Below are 19356 nucleotides of genomic sequence, written 5' to 3'. Positions count from 1 at the left end.
TCGGTTTTGAGCACCGGATATTGGTACTCAAAACCCTTAGATAGAATTAAAGGAAAAGTCGATGGAAATCGTTCTCGGCGTATCGATGTTTACCGCTATAGTACTTGCTTTGGTTATGGTGATTTTATTCGCTAAATCTAAGTTAGTATCTTCAGGTGATGTCACAATTTCAATCAACGGTGAAGATGACAAGTCTGTTGTTGCTTCAGCCGGTGGTAAATTATTAAACGTGTTGGCTGATAAAGGTATCTTCATTCCTTCAGCTTGTGGCGGCGGTGGCACTTGTGGCCAATGTCGTGTACATGTTCATTCAGGTGGTGGTGATATTTTACCAACTGAAGAAGGCCACATCACGAAAAGGGAAGCGAAAGAAGGTTGTCGTTTATCTTGTCAGGTTGCTGTTAAGCAAGACATGGATATCGAATTAGAGCCTGAAATCTTTGGTGTTAAACAATGGGAATGTGAAGTTATCTCTAACGATAACAAAGCAACCTTCATCAAAGAGCTTAAACTTAAAATACCAAATGGTGAATCTGTACCGTTCCGTGCCGGTGGTTATATTCAAATTGAAGCGCCTGCTTATGAACTTAAGTATTCTGATTTTGATATTGATGAGCAATACCGTGGCGACTGGAATCACTTTGGTTTCTTTGATGTTGAAGCTAAAGTTGATGAACCAACTATTCGTGCATACTCAATGGCTAACTATCCAGAAGAAGAAGGCATAATCATGCTGAACGTGCGTATCGCTACGCCGCCTCCTGGAAAACTACATTTACCAGCTGGTAAAATGTCTTCGTATATCTTTAACCTTAAAAAAGGTGACAAGGTGACGATTTCTGGTCCATTTGGTGAGTTCTTTGCTAAAGACACTGATGCTGAAATGGTATTTATCGGTGGTGGTGCTGGTATGGCGCCAATGCGTTCACACATCTTTGATCAATTAAAACGTTTGAAAACAAATCGTAAAATGAGCTTCTGGTACGGCGCTCGTTCATTACGTGAAATGTTCTATGAAGATGATTACAACATGTTGGCAGCTGAAAATGACAATTTTGAATGGCATGTAGCTCTTTCTGACCCTCAACCTGAGGATAATTGGGAAGGTTATACTGGCTTTATTCATAACGTATTGTACGAGAATTACTTACGAGATCATGAAGCACCAGAAGATTGTGAGTTCTACATGTGTGGTCCTCCAATGATGAATGCTGCCGTTGTAAACATGCTAAAAGATTTAGGTGTTGAAGACGAAAATATCTTGTTAGATGACTTTGGCGGTTAATCAAAGTTATGCCTAAGAAGATATTAGGACAAATCTGGCTAGCCCTTGTGGGGCTAGCCTTTTTGGTTTCTTGCACCCAACAAAACAATGCCGAACCTGTTCATCTGCAAGGGCGAACTATGGGCACGACTTACAATATAAAAATTGTAACAACTGAGTCTTTTGATGAAGTTAAGTTACAAGAAAAAATTGATAAGTTGTTAGTCCAAGTTAACCAACAGATGTCGACTTATATACCTGATTCTGAACTTTCTCTTTTTAATTCATCCAAGTCACTGGATGGCATTGAAATATCTGATGGGCTTAAACGTGTAGTTGAAGAAGCTATTCGATTGGGGCAACTCAGTAATGGCAAACTAGATGTCACTGTTGGACCTTTAGTGAACCTATGGGGTTTTGGACCAGAACATCGTCCAGATGTAATCCCGACGGATGGTATCCTAAATGCGACAAAACAGCGTATTGGCTTAGACAAACTGTCTCTTAACGGGAACCTGTTATCTAAATCAATCCCTGATCTGTATGTTGATTTATCCACTATAGCAAAGGGATACGGTGTTGATGTAGTTGCTGACTTTATTGAAAGCCAAGGCTTTGTTAATTACTTAGTTGAGATTGGCGGCGAGATGAGGCTAAAAGGAACTAAGCACTCAGGTCAACCTTGGCATGTCGCCATTGAAAAGCCAGTATCAAATGAGCGAGTCATACAACAGATAATCGCGCCTCAAGATAATGCAGTGGCAACCTCTGGTGATTATCGGATTTATTTTGAAGATAATGGTGTACGCTATTCTCATATTATTGATCCGCACACAGGTAAGCCGATTGATCATAAATTAGTGTCAGTTACCGTTATTCATCCTTCATCTATGACCGCAGACGGATTATCAACTGCGATGATGGTGATGGGAACAGAGAAAGCTTATGAGTTTGCTCAGCAACATAATTTAGCTGTTTATTTAATTTCAAAAACGGATGATGGCTTTAAAGAGCAAGCAACGGTACAATTCAAACTGTTTTTAGAGAAAAAATAGTAGACCAAAAGTAGAGGTTGTTAATGCAAGTATTTTTATTAACCTTAGTCATGTTGTTAGTGGTTTTTGCTGCAATGTCGATTGGTTACTTAGTAAAGAAAAAATCAATTGCTGGTAGTTGTGGTGGATTAGGTGCGTTAGGGATAGACAAAGCGTGTAATTGCGACTCTCCATGTGACAAACGATTAGAAAGAGAAAGACAAGCTCGTGTGGCTAAAGAGCAAGCTTGGAAGCAAAATCAAATTATTTGATACGCCAATAAACTCTGCGTAATCGATTTATCAAATCAATCAAAGCACCTGTACTACTAAGTCTGGTGCTTTTTTATTACCAACTTGTTACTTTTCATACAACTCGAATTCATATATAGTTCGCTCCACCTTTTTGGTGCAATTACTCTATTATTAGAATTTGAGATAGTTTATGTTGGAATATTCCCTTATATTTATCGCGTTATTGGCATTATTATCAATCGTATTTGAAGAGATAACTCATGTAAACAAAGCAAAAACCACTTTGTTTTTTGGTTGTATATCTTGGATATTATTATTTATTGCAGCCGAGCCTAGCCAACATGAACTTATAAACCACAGCCTTGAAGAAAATTTATTAGAAATTGCGGTTTTGTGGTTGTTTTTAATGTCGACCATGACGTTTGTTGCCTACTTAAATAGTAAAGGCATAATCCAGATGGCTGTACAAAGGCTCTTCCCTGCTAAATCTTCTGTTACCATTATTATGTTTTTAGTGGCTCTATTCTCATTATTACTTTCTGCAATCTGTGACAATATTACCGCAACCTTAGTCTCTTTAACGTTATTACAATCGTTTAATATCGATATTAAAACCAAACTAAGAATGGCAATTTTGGTGGTTTTCTCAGTGAACTCAGGCGGCGTGGCGCTGATTACGGGTGATGTAACCACACTAATGATTTATCTAGATGGGCATTTACAAATTTCCCAACTATTTTTATTACTATTACCTGCACTAATAAGTGTTCTTTTCTTAGCCGCTATATTTTCAATTGGCCTTAAAGGTGAAGTAACAACGACTCCAGCGAACAGAGACTACGAATCGGTTGATGTGATGATAGCGGTTATTTTCTTCAGCACCATTTTATGTACCATGTTATTTAATGTTATTTTTGCCATACCGCCTGTACTAACTTTCTTAACTGGCTTGTCCATTATGTTCTTGGTAGGGCAAATGTACCGCAGCGATAAACAAGAAAGCCAAATGTTAGAATATATTCGTCAAATAGAGTTTGATACATTATTATTTTTCTTAGGTATTTTATTGTTAGTTGGGATGTTAAAAGAAGTTGGCATCCTACAAGTCGTGACCCAAATCTACAGTCAGTTTGATCCTATGTATTCGAATTATGTAGCGGGGATTGGTTCTGCATTATTAGACAATGTTCCACTTACCGCGGCCTTACTGAAAGCTGAGCCTGTGCTGAGCTCAGCCCAATGGTTAGGGTTAACTTATGCGGTAGGTGTAGGTGGTTCTTTGTTAGTGATAGGCTCGGCGGCAGGGATTATTGCAATGAGCAAAATTAAAGAAATGACCTTCATGTCCTATTGTCGTTATATTCCAGCTTTATTAGTTGCTTATACGATAGGTTATGGTCTAACTATATTGTTATCTAATTATTTCTACCATTAGTAACCGCTATGTAAACGAAAGAGTCTTATTAACTAGACTCTTTCACTTAGTATTTGTTTTTTAATAAGTAAAAAATAAAATTTAGTGCATCACTCATTACCAATCTTCTTTCTAAACGTTAAATGTGATTTTTTGTTTACATTTAACCGCTAATTCATTCTGATCACCGCAATAGTTAATGTTTGTTTTATTAATGCCATTTGTTTAACGTAAGATGGTATTAAAACAACAAACATAGAGTACGCTCATGAAGCTATTTACCGTTAAAACGCTTGTTAAGCCCTTCTTAATAGCGTTAAGCATTATTTCAATTAATGTTTTCTGTCAAACACCGTCGCCAGATTCAACGTCGATGAAGCAAAGTACCGTTATCAACAATGTGAAAGGTTACACTTATTTAAACAGTGGTGAGTTAATCGAATTTTCATCAATTGTTTTTGAGAATGGAAAAGTCGTTGCGACAGGTGCCAATTTACTAAAATCTTACCCCGACGCACAAGTAATTGACGGTCAAGGGAAAACCATGTTGCCAGGCTTAGTAGACGGTCATGGTCACTTTTTAGGTTTAGGATTTAATTTATTGCAGGTGGACGTTAGAGATATACCATCAAAACAGAAAACCGCTTTTAAAGTAGCCCAATACGCAAAACAAAACCCAGAATTAAATTGGATTAAAGGCCGAGGTTGGAATCAAGTTCTTTGGCCAAGTAAAAAATTCCCTACTGCGAAAGACTTAGACGAGTACGTAGTAGATAGACCTGTGGTATTAAGTCGAGTTGATGGACATGCCGTCTGGTTAAACTCTAAAGCAATGGCGTTGGCTGGTATTACCCGAAATACTATATCGCCAGATGGTGGTGAGATAGTAAAAGATAGTACGGGTGAACCAACGGGCATCTTGATCGACAACGCAGAAAATTTAGTATGGGAGAAAGTACCAAAACAAACTGATGATGAGCGACTTGCCGCGTTTAATAAAGTGAATCAACACCTATTATCATTAGGTATAACCAGCGTACATGACGCTGGAATTGACCACGACAGCTATCATTTTTTACAGGACCAAGTCAAAGCCGATAACTTTAAAGTCCGTGTATACGGCATGTTGGCAGCGACAGATCCTAAGTTAGTCGATATGTTAAAACATGGTTACATAAATGATGTTAATGACATGCTTTCCATCCGTAGTGTCAAAATATATGGTGACGGCGCACTAGGTAGTAGAGGCGCGGCGATGTTATCGCCTTATCATGATGATCCTAAAAATATGGGTTTATTACTGACAAAACCCGAACGTTTAAGAACATTATTTAAAACCATTTTTGATTATGATTTCCAAATTAACATTCATGCTATTGGTGATAGAGCAAACAGAATTGCATTAGATGAATTTGAATTTGCCTTTAACAGCCGACCAAAAGCTCAAACACTGCGTAATCGAATTGAACATGCTCAGGTAATTAACTTAGACGATATTCCAAGGTTCAAAACTCTGAATGTATTGCCATCGATGCAACCGACACATGCCACATCAGATAAAAACATGGCACAAGATAGAATCGGCAAAGAAAGGCTAAAAGGGGCTTATGCATGGCAGACTTTCTTAAAACAAGGCAGTAAAGTTATCGCAGGCTCTGACTTTCCTGTTGAATTAGCCAATCCATTTTTTGGTTTACATGCTGCAGTAACAAGGCAAGGCCGCGATAACCAACCTGAAAGCGGTTGGATAAAAGAAGAGTCTTTGACCATAGAGCAAGCCTTTAAAGCCTTTACTTTAGATGCCGCTTATGGTGGCCATCAAGATAAAATACTAGGCGGGTTAGAGCAAGGGAAATGGGCGGACTTCATTTTAATAGACCAAGATATCTTTAACATAGATGTTCAAGATATCTGGAAAACTAAAGTTGTTGAGACTTGGGTAGCGGGTAAAAAGCAACACTAAAATTGGCGGATTGAAACAAAAGGACGTTAACACGTCCTTTATTTTATAAACAGTTTTAGAGTTAATTGAATTTATGTGCAGCTAAAGACGTACTTAAAGATTGAGTAAGGTTAGGAATCAAATGGCGAAAACGTTTGTGGATCATATGAAATCCTTTACGTTTTGCTAAGGTAAAAGTATTCAACCCTAAAGAGGTAATATTCTGAGTGTTTAGATCAAAAACCATGATCATGGCGTCTAATTTATTTTGCTCAAACATTTGCTCCATTCTTTTGTAATCACCAATCTCATATACGTTGATGGCTTTATTTGTAAGTAGTTCTTGGTAATAAGCTTCTTGAGCCACTAAACCTAGTATTTTGTTAGGATCGTCAAACAACTTTTTATTACATGCGATTGATTGCTGGCAGATTAACGTAACTTCGACCATACCCAAAGATGGTGGTACGCTGATATAATTATCTTGTTCATTCAGTATGTTTTCGGTTCGGACTACCAGTCCATCTAACCGATTTTGGCTTAACATTTTAAATGAACGTTTATCACTAACAGGGATAAAGTCTGGGTATATTCCTAATCTTGCATAGGATTCTTTTACAATTTGTAAGTAATGTTGTTCAATTGCAGGATGAGGGGCATAACCTATTACGTTTATTGAATTATTTTCTGTCGCGACTGACGAATGACAAGCCCAAAAAAGTGTCAGCAATAATTTCAACTTCATTTTTACCCCAATAAACATATGCCTATATATCAGTGTAACCTATTGTAAATCATAGAGGAAATTCTGTGTGAATTTTAAGCACAAAAAAAGGTCTTATTTAAAGACCTTTTATATTAGATAAATTGAGCACTATTTTACTGGAAGTGTAATCGTCCCTGTGTGGATTTCACCTTTTAATGTTTCGTAGCTATATTCAAAAGAAATAGTATTAACGTCTGAATCTGTATTGTCATTCATATTATATTCAATGTAACCATATCTCCAATATTCACCATCAGTTAAGGTAGTGCCAAAGTTAATTGAGTTAGTATAACCAATGATATTTTCATTTAGAGCTAATGAAATTGTATTCACTTTTGAAAGTTGTAATGAGCCATTTCTTACTAAAGTATACAGCTGATTAGTTGCAGTTTGTACACCATCCTTAATAATGATGCTTTTCTTCATTGTAAACTCTTTAAGTAAATTCACTTCTTTCGGTAAATACAAATACGTGTTTTGTGAAGTATAAGAGTCAGGGGTTGTCACATTTGCTGTATTATTTGTAACTATATATTGATCATTTACACGGTAATTATTGTTATCTAATACCATTGAGTTGATATCAAACAAATCGGTTTCAGCAAACTTTTCTTGACTGTAGAAGTTTAAACTTTGGTTAATATTTAGCTTTATATCACTCGCTTTTTCTTTGATTTCTCCAATGTTAAGCCTAAATTGCTCTTTACTCGTAATAGGATCTTTTGGTCTTATGGTTAACATTGTATTGTTTAAGCTAAGCTCAGTGGTAGTTTCAATTTTTTTATCTTGTTTTTCAATTAAAGTTGAACCCGATAATGTCAAATCATCAGCAGAGTCATTCCCTTTAACAACATTTAACTTATCAATCTGTAAGATCTCAATTTCGCCGTCGATTAACTCAATAGGAACAGAGAAAAATAACTTATAAGAATAATCATCTGGATCAACTTGCTGTGAGTAAGCAAGTAAAGATAAATTGGTATCTGCATTAGGGTTTAATTCTTGCGTATACATCACAATATCAATACCACTTTCATTTATGTCTACTTTATATTCACGGTCATTAGTATAATGAGCTGAACTACTGTTATAGACCTTTAAAGTATCTTCACTATCAAGAGTTAATTCTGCGAAATTACTCATATATAACTTATCGTCGAATTCGAAAGACGGTAGGTTTATACGTAATTTATTTAAAATGTTCACATCCATTGTGTATTGGCCTAACTCATTATTATAAATAGCATTAACATTATTTAGTTTATCTAATAATGATAATGATGCGCCTTCAATTCGGTTTAGGTTTTGATCAAGTACAGTTATACGTAGTTTTAATTCTTGAGGTTCTAAAGCGACAGTAACGGCAGGTATATACTTCTTAAGGTAAAGCGTTTCAGCATTTTTTAAATTTGCTTCTGAAATCGTCAATCGATCTAGGCTGTTATTATAATTATCATAAAGTTGATAGTTATAGCCACCGTCGCCATCTGTATCTAAGTCGGCATGAAATATCGGTGTACTAAAATATTCAGGTATCGTAACAGAGTAAGTATTCGTCGTTTGGTTATATGACGATTCATAATCATCTTGAAAGTAATAAGCAGTATTGTTTACTGAGTGAGCTGTAAATTCAAGATCAGTGATTGCGGCTTTAGTTTCAACATCCAGAACTGAAAACGAGTAGGTTATGGCTGGGCTAACGTTAATAGGTTGTAGATTCTGATAATTAATCCCCTCATCAGTGTAATACGTTCTTGTACTGATTGTACGAGGCATAAATTCGTCAGATGTACTTTCTATTAAAATAGTAATATCTGAGTTGCCAGCTAAGCCTTCTAGAGAGTATTCACCACTGTTAGCTTCAACAGAGTCACTCCATTGCGATCCTATTTTATAAGACACTAACGCACTTGCTGGAGCTTGGTTAGTTGATAAATCGATAATAGACCCTGTTAAGGTTACTGTTGGTGTTATGGCTGGTTCTATCGTTGTATTATCGTCACTGTCATCTTTGACTTCGATACAAGCAGTTAAAAATAATGAGGCAAGCAAAGGCAGTAAAAAGTTACGTTCCATGTTGAATTTTCCAATTTAATTAATGTAATTGTTATAAATGAGCGCGCTAAGATACGCAGTTTAAGTCAGTATGTAAAATAAAAAAACTTGCCCAATTAACTGTTTGTTTATACAGTTAACTTTATGAGAAAAATAATTCACATCGACATGGATTGTTATTAAACTCAAGAGTATGATTTTATTTTAATATTTGTATGCTCTTTTGCGTGTTATGTTCTAAATTAAGGGGGTAATAGGTATAGGATAAAAGTATGCAAAGATTCTTTGAAAATAAAGTCAATGGCCATTATCTCTATCTTAATGATAATAATGTTCCTATTCTATTACCTTGTTTATTTGCGCGATACACACGGCATAGCCTACTCTCGGTATACCGCACCGTAGAGCAAAATACTAAAACAGGTGTGAGTAAGCATCTGCTGATAGAAAAAGAGATAGGGGAACAAACAGCATATAAAATATGTAATCGACTGGGGATTTTTCTTGAATATATCGATGACTATAAAGATAAAGATTTTATTTCGCTCAACACTCACACAGCATTACCTAGTGAAGTTATTAATGATTATATTAATGACTACTTAATTAACGAACGAGGCAAAAGCGAGCAAGCTACCAATAAATATGTGGAAGCAATTAATTCATACTATAACTGGCTTTCATATTACTTCAACAACAAACCAAAATATATTGGCATCAAGTCTAATTACCGGAAAATTGCTCGAAACAATACTTCAATACCTCTGCTCGTTAATTATTTTTTACCTGCGACCCGTGAGCTCTTGTACGCTAACTGCAGTTCTTTACTTCAACAAATAGTCCTGAGAAATGCAGGAGAACTGGGGTGCAGAACTGCTGAGAATCTGGGGTTTTTACTTGATGATTTTAAAGCTAATAAACGAGAGTACACAGGCTTACGTTCGCTGTTTAAACAACTTAAGAAAAACCCTGAACAAGAAGAATTCAAATACCACTTAAATTCAATTTGGACTAAGTACAGCAGATCTAGAACGCTTTACATCCCGCGGCACTTACTCAAGTTGATGTGCCGTTATTATGAGCAAGAACGTCCTAAATCCGATTCTCCCCATTTGTTTGTTTCGAACTCGAACCAAAATAGGGGGGATAAAATAAGTACGCAGTTCTCCAGTGATACCTTTTTAGAGATAAAAAATAAGGTTCAACAAAAAATTAGTAAAAATCCTAAGCGTTATGATGATATTCAAGAAATTCACTCTGACTATTCTTACCATGTTATGCGTCATAGCTTTGCAACAGATATTTTTTATAATTTGTGTCAAGGACAAAATAAATCATACGAATCAATAACCACAACATCAGCTGTGTATATCGAAACTGCACGTCGGATGGGGCACAAGGTCGATGCAAGAGGAGGAGGTGATGTAACTAAACGTTATATTCACTCGTGCGGCTATCGAGACGCTTTACAAAAAGGGGTTGTATGTGGGTTGGCATAATAATAAAAAATTAGATACCGTCAAAGCTATGTGTTCTGATGAGCACGAAGCTCAAATAAGAAAAGCGCATACAAAAAAGCAACCTGTTGTCCAGATGCGGAGCAACCTTAATGCCAAGTCTTTGCATATTCCTAAAGTCGAAAGATATCCAGCTCGACAATTAGAATTTACGGATACACAGAATTCAGTTAAAGCCCTGCTCTACCGAACGATAGTAGCTGCATACAATTACGTATTCTTCAATGAGTTTGCCGCAGTATCCGGAAAAGAGAGTTTCACTAGAGTAGCTCAAAAGTTTGTGGTTTGGCTCAACAAACTAAAGATAGAGAATAAATACAAAATATTAAAAGAATATGAGACACATTGTTTTGATGTGCGTGATAACCATGGGGGAGCCAGTCCCCTGACTAACTTAAAAACGGTATTATTCAACTACTCATACCTTGAGGTAGAGTTTTTTGAACAGCTGTCTCAGGAAGATGCTGCATTCTTAAAGGTGCTTCAAGAAACGAAAATCAGCGCCCAAACTAACAAAAGACAAGACTCTTTAGCTAGTTATTTTGGGGCTCTGCCTTGGTTAAGGGACCAGCAGTTAGGAATTGGACCGGATTTATATCGAGTATTTGCCTCACCCAAGTTGACAGTAAGCTCTCTAAAAATTCTAGCTTCAACACTTATTTTAGAATTTTATGATGCCAAAGTTGCGTTGCAAGAATTTTTATTTGCGCATGACCATTTAGTAGAAGGCATCAAAAATACTTTAGACGGAATCAATAATAAATGTACTAACCGGCATCAGCAAAGTGCTTTGTACGGCAAAGCTATTTTTGAGATTATCTCTGATTATCATGACCTTGAATCTCGTTCATTATCGCTTCAAAAAGGAATATCCTTGCTGTTAATTTCAAATCTTTCAACAAAAGGACTAGAATCATATCAATTGTTTCTTGAGAGCAAAAGCTCTCTGTATTCTATATTTGAAGGGAAACGTAAGCGGAGTGGTCGTTTGCGATCCCTTTCTGTCAATAGGTTAAGCACATTCTTTTCCAGTTCAATTACAGCCGACGGTCCGATGGTGTCGATGCTTGTATTGGATCAATTAACTATGAAAGATACTCCTTTACCTATCACCAAAGTGGAGCGACTAATGTTCTCTTGGCTGATGGCAAGTTTGGCAGTTCAACCTTATGATATTGTTAAGCTAAAGAAAAATGATTTTCGATTGTTGAAAGTAGGTCATAGAGTTACGAATATTGAATGCGAATATTTCAAAAGTCGCGCAAACTACATCCATACAACTCGATCACTATCTGTAAAAAAGATAGAAGGACAAGCACTACTAACATTCTTAAATCAAAACCCAGATAGCAAAATTGCTGCTTTTAATAATAGTACACCTAGTATCAGCCCAGGAAATAATTCGGTATTAGGTAATTTAGTTGCTGCGATTAAACTGCCAATGATGGACGCTGCATTACGTGACGCACACAGGAGTAATGGTGATATTCCTATGGTCGTGCCTATGGCGATTCAATCTATTATTAAATATGGTATAAGCCTAACTCACAAAAAAGGGCTAACGAATGATGAAATTAAGAAAGTATCAACTTTTTGTTCACACCATATTTTTGGTCTTCAAGCTATAAAGAATTCATCTGTGCATGCCAACAGCGATCCTTACACTTTGCATTATTTAATTAATCGCAATTCTCATAGCAATAAGACAGAAAAAAGTCAATACCTTAACGAGTACAATGAAGAATGGATTAACGCTTCAGGGCGTATTACTCGAACTGTTATGCTGGATCTTATAAACAATGTGTTTGATATAGATTTCTCCCCTTTAAATGGGAAAGATTCAAAGGAAGAGGTTGCTAGATTCAATAATGAATTTGAAAGCGTCACTCAATCAATATCTTATAAAAGTGAAGAAATGCTTTCACGACTACATGTTGTGACAGGTCAGAACAAAGGACGTATTAACGAGGTGGGAGTGTTGTCTAAATCGACAAATAAAGAGGAAGTGTTTAGTCCAATTTATATACTGGATAGCCCGGTTACAGTATGTAAAATGCGTAATTACCTGTACGAATTCAACCGTAATTACTTACGTTTACTTAATCAAAATTCACTCTACTTATATCAAACCGTCCTTCCTACTGTAGAGTGGATGCAGCAGGTCTTAAGTACCGAATTAAGTTCTGAGTCAATTAGTGAAGGTGAAAAGCTTTTTATGATGATGCAAAACTCCGGAGTATCGATGACAGTGTTTCATTCCATTTAAAAATTCAGGATATAAAGCTATATGATGAAAAAGACAGAGGTACAAATAGTAACGCCACTAGAACGATTCTGGCACGAACAGAATCAAAAGCTTATCGCCAACCCTGGGTTTTTAAATAGCTTTGGGAATTTGTATGATGATACGCTTTATTTTCTGAAAGGTGACAGCTATAAAACAGCCCTTGATTTTTCGGTGTTTGATTTGGAGCATATCCGTATCGAGGGTATCGCCAAACTGAAGCTTGATGGTGCAACATATGATTTGACCCTAAAAGAATACGCTAAACTTGTCGTGATAAATAACATAACTCTCCAAAATGTCAGAAGTGCAATAAATACCTATTCTATGATGATAAACATATGCGCATTCTTAAATAATGATAATAGCGAAGCACTTTGTGCAGAGAATATCGAAGCATTTCATGTAAGTTTTTTAACCCAATCAGTCACCCCAAAGGGCTGGTTTACACGTTTATCTCCTGCTTCATTCAACTCTACTTATAATAGTTTTAATTTTGTTGATGTAAGAAATACACTCCACGCACTTGGTGTATATGGCGGAATAGCTCAGCAATTAACAAATCGGCAGGTGTTGGCTACACTTGATACAGCCTGTCGCAGTATCATGGGGGTATCAAGGTCAGAATATGCAAAAGGGGGGAGTTTTAACGCCTTAACCCTCGAGATGGGGCAATATTATGCGGATCATCTTAAGCGTGTATATGAAAAGAATTATCTTTTCAGTTTCGTGTCCCAATGTGCAATTCATAGACTCGATGAGCACATAGGATTTAAGGATGGAAGTAAACCTTGTAAAGTCATAGCTGAGACTATTTTGGGTACGTTTACTCCTAGTGTATCTAAAAATCATAAGCCGAATAAAGATGACAATATCCACAAATACTTTAAATCAGCACTGCTTAGTGAATATAAAAAATCTTTTGACAAAGTTGAGTCACTTAAAGAAGAACATATCAGTGAGGTAGTTCGAGAATTGGGGTTACAATTACGGTTTGATTCTGTTGAAGTCGTTAGGGTTTTAATGTTACAGCGATATTATGACTTTGGTGCCTTAAAAAGTCCTGATGCAGTTTGGCTTGGTTACCTCCAGTCTATCGATAAAACAGAAGTTGAGAGTGAGAATCTACAAAATAGCACTGCTGATGATGTGTACGAAAAAATGTCAATTGTGATTAAGAAACATAAACTGACTAATGCGGCATTCTTTTCCTCTCTTAACAAGTGGGCACAAGGTTTAGTGGTGGAAAATAAATGCGTTACTTATATAAATATCAAAAGCGCATTAAACCGTGTGAATGATGCTATGACGACCCTAATGGTGGCCTATCTTGGATATCGAAAAAGTGAATTTGGATTCCCTTTAAGTGCAATCAATGTTGAGCACAATGTCGATATACTTGACAGTGCCCACGTTCCATTTAGGTTTAAATTAAAATGGTTTGTTCCAAAAACGAATGGAACAACAAAAATTAATCGTGAAATTACGTCACAATGTTATCAATTGGCCGCTCAGCTCAACGAGGTACATCAAGCGCCAGATGGAGCACCATGTTTGTATGCTGATGTAAGAAGCACAGTATCAACTTCTGATAAATCAGGTTTATATATTGATTTAAAGGTAAAAAGTAACTGGGCGAACTTTGTGGCTTATTATCAACCCTTTGTTGATGCTAATGAACTTCAACGTATATCTGGGCTTCCTCACGCTACATTGTCCTGTTCGGAAAAAGACAAATTGGTTCAATTGAGTGAGCAATACGATCTAAACAGTGCTCGTGTGCAACATTTGTTAGCGGCAAGCAAAGAAGTACGGGCAGCCTTTAAAAGGCTTCAATGTACTACTTTTTGTGGTGATAAAGGACAAAAAAGGTTCAAAGCTTCATTGATTGAATACCAAAACATTGGAATTATTACAAATAAAAATCATCTTGACGTGGTGAATAGATACCTGTCTGATGAAACCAGGCAGTGGTTACGATCAGGGCAGGCTAATCTTGATAAAAAATCGATGTTGGATATTACTAGTGAATTGACTAGTGACGTTCGTTATCCGACTCCTCACGCTTTTCGGCATATTTGGGCTGAATCAGTCCTGGTCCGCTATCAAGGAGATGTCGGGGCGGTGATAAGTCACCAGTTCTGTCACCTAGATAATTCATTTTTCATGGCATATCTACGTGATAAAGAAGTTAAACACCTAATGCAATCCGCTCGAATGAGAATCCTTAATAATATAGTGGACATCTTGCTTAGGGAACCACAAAAAATTGGTGATGAATTTGTAGGGGGCTTCTCTAGGTTTGTTAAAAAAGTGGTGAGGCATACTCAAGTAGTTACAGATGATGACATGCAATCTCTTCGTAACAGGATCGTTGGGCGTGTCATCTCCATACAGCCTTCTCGTTTTGCGACATGCTTGCCTCGTGAAGGTGGAGAGGCACGAGCCAAGTGCGCTGAACTGGGAGATATTAATCCGCAGAATGCCAAGCCAGAATTTTGTCTTGGCTGCACGAATGCAATTATCACTACAGGTAACATTCGAGGTATTTGGGCAACCGTTCAGCCTTTTGTAAAAGAATGTCTAAATGAAGATATTATGGGTTTTATGATAGAGTCGCATTTACCTATGTTGCGTTCAGCGCATAAACGTATCCAAGAGCTTACACACATCGGACACCAAGATAGTGTCGATAAGGTGTTGTCATTCATTGAAAAAGCAATAACTAGTATAGAGAATAAAGTGATAACGGAGAAAGGCTTGTATGAATGATAAAGAATTAGATGACTTGTTATCAGATGACTTTCTTGCCTCGTTGGAACCAGAAGATAGTTCGGTTAAAGATCCGTTAGATGTCCCTGATTATCTTCCTAACGATGAAAATCACACAGGTTATAAAGCGTGGAAGGCGATAAAATATATCAAAAGTATCAAAGAGGAGATGATTAAAGACTATAGAGAAGTCGCAGACAGTCAGACGCCCAAATCGCTTTATCAGATTTATAAATCCGAAGTGGGACGAGAAATTGAGAGGGCACCACAAAACGTATTCTCTGGAAAAGCTTCTTTTTGTGAGCCGTTATCAGATTTTTTAGATAAAAAAAATAAAGAGTTACTTACCCTGTTTGACGAAGAACAAGCATTGCTAAAAGTAGAACGGAAACAGACGGGGAGCAGGGGTAAAAGAAAAGATCAGGTAGTTTATGAATATCAGCAGATGCGAGAAGAACTTAATGCTCTGAAACACCAGAAAGCAAAGGATATGCTCGATCTAGCAATATCACGCTTACCTCTTGATTTGCAACAAAAGCTAAAAGTTAAGTGATAATAAATCGGAAATTACAACTAGATCCCAATACAGCAAATTTTTATTACTGAGTGAGTCAGCTGTACAGCTAGCTGAAATTTAAAATTGAAAAAAGTCTGATTAGAGATGAGCTACTCAATATTAGTTTTGAAGAGTAAGAGCTACCACTCAAATGAAATTTGCTCTACCTCATCGTTACGGGATAATAGACCTATATGAATACCAAGCAAACGGACTTTTTTACCGCCACCTCTCCCGATCGCTTCTTTTAATAATTCACATAAGGCCGCTTCGTCAATTCTATTTATTGATAACTCTTTCGTTGTTTGGTGAAAGTCAGAGAACTTGACCTTTACACCAATTTTACCGATACCATTTTCAATTAGGTGTGTTATAGCTCTTTTTTGAAGTTCGGGCAGTAATTTTTCTATAAGAATACTATTAAGGATAGATAAGTCAGAAATATCCTCAGGGAATGTTCTTTCTACCCCGATGGACTTTCTTTCTCTACTTATAATAATTGGTCTATCGTCATTACCACTACACCTATCCCATAATAATTTCCCTAGTTTGCCATATTTAGAGATTAATTTTTCCAAATTTAATACTTTGACATCTCGGCCATATCTCAGGTTATCACGAAGTAGTTTTTCATTAGTTACCTTGCCGACTCCCGGTATTTTCCGTAATTCCATATCGTCAATGAAGGAATCTACATGATTAGGTGGGATGACAAATATACCGTTTGGTTTATTTAGGTCTGAAGCAACCTTCGCCAAGAACTTTATAGGAGCTATACCAGCTGAAGCTGTTAAATTGAGTTCTTTGTATATTGAAGAACAAATATCTTGGGCTATTAAAGTCGCAGAACCATCAAAAAGTTTACATTCGGTGACATCCAAATATGCCTCATCTAAGCTTAAGGGCTCAATAATGTTTGTATATCGTTCGAAAATCTCTCGAATTTGAGAGCTTACCAATTTGTATACATCCATTCTACCAGGAACCAAAATTAAGTTAGGGCACTTTTGTAATGCAATACTAGTCGGCATCGCACTTTTAACACCATATTGTCTCGCTATATAATTACTAGTAGAAAGTACACCACGAGACTGCTTACTACCTCCTACAGCAACTGGTTTATTTACTAAGTCTGGGTTATCTCTAATTTCGACGGATACAAAGAATGCATCCATATCAACGTGAATTATTTTTCTCATAATTAAAGACCTATAGATTTTAACTGTTTAAATATACAGTTAACTTCGTAAGGTATCAATAAAGATTAATCGTATGAAGGACTGTTCAACAAACTCGAATTGGACAGAAACGAGTTACTTCCATGGTCTCTTTCGTGCTATTTTTGGCCGTTTAGCAACTTGTTAACTGACGCCTACAAATTACTTAGCTCATCAATAAACTGTATATTCTGTTTCATAAACTGAACATATGATTTACCTAAAACTGTAATTGTATAATTACCTTCTTTATATTCGATTAGACCACGACTCACAGGGTAAGTTATATATTTGATGTAATCCCAACCATCTAAAATACCTGGGTTGTTTTTAAGCAAGTTATCAAAATATGCTTTTAAATTATCTTCACTAATTTCACCTTCAATTAGCCAACTATTTAGCAGGTCAAACTGTGAACGAAATAACGTCTTGTTAATATCAAAATACGCTAGCCCAGCCTGCAAAAGAGATAGCTCTTTTGAAAGTAATTCAATTGCGCTGTTACCTTCTAATTTTAATGAGTCAACATGACTTTTAATATGTTCATATAACTGTAAACTATGTTCACTGCTGTGACTTTCTTGTCTTTTTATTAACTCTGCGTAACTGACTCCTTCAGGAATAGCCGCTGGTTCACTGGCATTTTCCTTGGATTTTGCTGTTTGCTGGGCCTCTTTGAACTTAGCAGTAAGGCCAGTTGTAGTTGCACTAACTTCAGTAACATTATTTTTGGAAAAGAATTTACCTACACCATCAACAATTCCGCTTTTAAACCGCCACCCCAAGATAATTAGTACTAAAGGCCAAGCGATTTCCCCAACCAAACTAACAATTACTTCAGGAGTCCATGAACCGGATATTACTTGTTCTACTTTAGTTGCCATATCAAATATCCTATAAAGGCAGTTAACAATTTAATCAGAGGCGCCGCTTTTCCGCGTCCTTGCAGCTGAAGACTGCGAACTGGATTGACTTGTTATGTTGTTTAGCTGCACAGATATACCATGCAATATTTTTTCTTGATCTTGGCTCTGTACAACAAACCTCTCTAAGACCGGAGGGATTGATGATATTGCTTTAATTAATTCTATTTGATTTTCTTCTTGCATTTCTAGGAGCGTGTTTTGCTCAACTAGTAAACTTTCCACATGACTCGATGAATCATTTGATGAGGCATAACTAAGGTATGAAAATATCGCAGTCACAACTAGGGTGATCAAGCCTAAACCAAACATTATGTTATTCCAGAGCTTTGTTCTCGCAGTTGCTGCAGCCGACTCCATAGCCATTTGAACACCTAGATCGTTCATATTTTTAATAAGCGCAGCTACTGCATTTAGATCCTTACCAAAAGAAGCTAATTGACGGTTGGTTTCAAAAACAGGATTTTCTGGTAATTCAGGAAGTATGATAGGCTTGTGATGAATAAGAGAGCTTCCCAAGCTATTGGATATTCGCTTATTTTCCTCTAAAAGACCTAGTGTGGAGCTTGAAAAAATACCCTTCCTTGCACTATCAAGTAGTTCCTTGGTTCTTTTGTTAGATTGGGCGATATATAAATCAACCACCCGAAGAAGGTGTTCTGTTTCCGATTCGCCGCTCTTTTTAAGAAGCTCGTCCGCGGTATGTTTCCTTAACGAAGCGACGTCTTTACCTTCATCGTCTTTATTCTGTATTGTTTCCTGCTTATCTTTGTCATCTAACAAATAGGAATTTTTTTCAATAAATTGCTTTGCGAAATGTTCAAGATCACTCTGAGTGAGCAATTCTGCTTGTTCTTCATTAATCCGGCAGTCCTTATCTTTTTCTATATCAACTGGCTGGCATAGGAGCGTTGTAAAATATCTAGCAAACTCAACGGAGTCTTTATTTTCATTGCCAGATATCCAGTTACTGGCTTCACTCATTACTGGCCTGGAAAAGTTATTACAAAGTAACTCCCCTAAGGCTTCCGTCTCAAACCTAAATTGGTGTGCTTTTATTAGTTTATCTAGGTCAAATGCCATTGTTCCTCTTCGACATAACGCTTCAATAATATGTGCAGCTAGTTTGGCAGTTTTGTTGCGGTGTTTGCAACTAAAAATGACACACTAGCGGAGTCGTATTCATTTACTTGTTCTGTGGCAGCCAGACCTTAGTCGTTTTGGCTTTGCAACCAATGGGGCCATTGTTTTTATTTTCTAATTATATGAAAACTCATTTTGAGCAGATAAATTATAGCTTTTCAATTAAATCGAATCTGAATTTATCGTAATTCGCTTTTCGTACTTTTCTTTTCCTT

General features: G+C 36.7%; 14 protein-coding genes. 9 read left to right on the top strand and 5 right to left on the bottom strand.

What is annotated here, in order from left to right; genetic code table 11:
• The first annotated feature begins 61 nt into the window (after positions 1 to 61).
• From nqrF to KO505_RS14480, 5 genes are all read left to right on the top strand, one after another.
• A complete protein-coding gene (gene nqrF, locus KO505_RS14500) occupies positions 62 to 1285 on the top strand; it encodes an NADH:ubiquinone reductase (Na(+)-transporting) subunit F (RefSeq protein WP_216056176.1) in 1224 nt (407 codons plus the stop codon).
• Between the two features lie 8 nt (positions 1286 to 1293).
• Positions 1294 to 2319, top strand: coding sequence for an FAD:protein FMN transferase (locus tag KO505_RS14495; protein ID WP_216056175.1), 1026 nt, complete (start codon positions 1294 to 1296; stop codon positions 2317 to 2319).
• 23 nt (positions 2320 to 2342) lie between these two features.
• On the top strand, positions 2343 to 2570 hold the full coding sequence (gene nqrM, locus KO505_RS14490) for a (Na+)-NQR maturation NqrM (protein WP_216056174.1): 228 nt from the start codon (positions 2343 to 2345) through the stop codon (positions 2568 to 2570).
• A 172-nt stretch (positions 2571 to 2742) separates the two neighbouring features.
• The gene (gene nhaD / locus KO505_RS14485; protein WP_216056173.1) at positions 2743 to 3987 is read left to right on the top strand and encodes a sodium:proton antiporter NhaD; all 1245 of its coding nucleotides are present in this window, start codon (positions 2743 to 2745) and stop codon (positions 3985 to 3987) included.
• 247 nt (positions 3988 to 4234) lie between these two features.
• Positions 4235 to 5929 carry an amidohydrolase gene (locus KO505_RS14480; RefSeq protein ID WP_371820007.1) on the top strand — a complete coding sequence of 565 codons (1695 nt, stop codon included), beginning with the start codon at positions 4235 to 4237 and terminating at the stop codon, positions 5927 to 5929.
• Positions 5930 to 5990: 61 nt separating this feature from the next.
• Here KO505_RS14480 and KO505_RS14475 read toward each other — a convergent pair whose 3' ends face one another.
• Positions 5991 to 6653, bottom strand: a complete 663-nt coding sequence (locus KO505_RS14475) for a hypothetical protein (RefSeq protein ID WP_216056172.1) — start codon at positions 6651 to 6653, stop codon at positions 5991 to 5993.
• 129 nt (positions 6654 to 6782) lie between these two features.
• Positions 6783 to 8750, bottom strand: a complete 1968-nt coding sequence (locus tag KO505_RS14470) for a hypothetical protein (protein ID WP_216056171.1) — start codon at positions 8748 to 8750, stop codon at positions 6783 to 6785.
• Positions 8751 to 9001: 251 nt separating this feature from the next.
• Between KO505_RS14470 and KO505_RS14465 the strand changes: the two genes are divergently transcribed.
• The 4 genes from KO505_RS14465 to KO505_RS14450 are packed head-to-tail and all read left to right on the top strand — an operon-like array spanning position 9002 to position 15855.
• Positions 9002 to 10228 carry a site-specific integrase gene (locus KO505_RS14465; protein ID WP_216056170.1) on the top strand — a complete coding sequence of 409 codons (1227 nt, stop codon included), beginning with the start codon at positions 9002 to 9004 and terminating at the stop codon, positions 10226 to 10228.
• The gene (locus tag KO505_RS14460; protein ID WP_216056169.1) at positions 10215 to 12512 is read left to right on the top strand and encodes a hypothetical protein; all 2298 of its coding nucleotides are present in this window, start codon (positions 10215 to 10217) and stop codon (positions 12510 to 12512) included. The genes KO505_RS14465 and KO505_RS14460 overlap by 14 nt, the downstream gene beginning before the upstream one ends.
• Positions 12513 to 12533: 21 nt before the next feature.
• A complete protein-coding gene (locus KO505_RS14455) occupies positions 12534 to 15302 on the top strand; it encodes a hypothetical protein (RefSeq protein WP_216056168.1) in 2769 nt (922 codons plus the stop codon).
• Positions 15295 to 15855, top strand: coding sequence for a hypothetical protein (locus KO505_RS14450; protein ID WP_216056167.1), 561 nt, complete (start codon positions 15295 to 15297; stop codon positions 15853 to 15855). The genes KO505_RS14455 and KO505_RS14450 overlap by 8 nt, the downstream gene beginning before the upstream one ends.
• 143 nt (positions 15856 to 15998) lie before the next feature.
• On the opposite strand, the gene dinB is transcribed toward KO505_RS14450, so the two are convergent.
• The 3 genes from dinB to KO505_RS14435 form a co-directional block, all read right to left on the bottom strand.
• A complete protein-coding gene (dinB, locus tag KO505_RS14445; RefSeq protein WP_216056166.1) occupies positions 15999 to 17057 on the bottom strand; it encodes a DNA polymerase IV in 1059 nt (352 codons plus the stop codon).
• Between the two features lie 173 nt (positions 17058 to 17230).
• Positions 17231 to 17959, bottom strand: a complete 729-nt coding sequence (locus KO505_RS14440) for a hypothetical protein (RefSeq protein WP_216056165.1) — start codon at positions 17957 to 17959, stop codon at positions 17231 to 17233.
• Positions 17960 to 17989: 30 nt separating this feature from the next.
• Entirely contained in the window at positions 17990 to 19081 is a 1092-nt protein-coding gene (locus KO505_RS14435) for a hypothetical protein (RefSeq protein ID WP_216056164.1), read from the bottom strand.
• Between the last annotated feature and the right edge of the window lie 275 nt (positions 19082 to 19356).

The organism is Psychrosphaera sp. F3M07, from assembly GCF_018860345.1.
Taxonomy (GTDB): domain Bacteria; phylum Pseudomonadota; class Gammaproteobacteria; order Enterobacterales; family Alteromonadaceae; genus Psychrosphaera; species Psychrosphaera aquimarina.
Note: the sequence above shows the minus strand (reverse complement) of the source record. Positions and strands in the feature narration are given on the sequence as shown.